This window comes from Dellaglioa sp. CoH-57-MRSF-18, from assembly GCF_056781995.1.
In genome coordinates, this window is the sequence record NZ_JBXAXX010000118.1 from 1 (window position 1) to 394 (window position 394).

2 protein-coding genes are annotated in these 394 nt (G+C 56.3%); both read left to right on the forward strand.

What is annotated here, in order from left to right:
* Window positions 1-238, forward strand: a 238-nt coding sequence (locus tag AC1RPG_RS08345) for a hypothetical protein (protein WP_481762525.1), incomplete at its 5' end; no start/stop codon positions are given.
* Between the two features lie 15 nt (window positions 239-253).
* Window positions 254-394 (forward strand): hypothetical protein (locus tag AC1RPG_RS08350; RefSeq protein ID WP_481762526.1); only part of this gene is annotated, 141 nt, incomplete at its 3' end.

Genomic DNA, 394 nt, shown 5'->3' on the forward strand with positions numbered 1-394 from the left:
TTCGGTAGACAGTGGATCGCTTCTCCCGTTCTCGGAGTGGAAGAAAGTCCGGGCCTCGCTCCGCGAGCGTGGTCTGGTGTTTGACCCGGCTAACAAGGTGATCAAGAAGTCGAGTGTCACCGATCAGTATGAGCCGCCGAGCCTCGACGCCGTGCCTGAGTGGTTCCTGAACAAGGGCGACGCGGAAGATAAACCGCGCAAGCGTCGTCGCACTGACGAAATTTCGTTCAATGTTTGATAAAGGAGAAAGTGTATGCGTAAACTCGCAACTCTGCGCCGCGTTTCGGCCCTGAACCCGATCGAGGGTGCTGATCGCATCGAGCTGGCTGTCGTGGATGGCTGGCAGTGCGTGGTCAAGAAAGGTGAATTCACGGTTGGTGATCTCGGTGTCTAT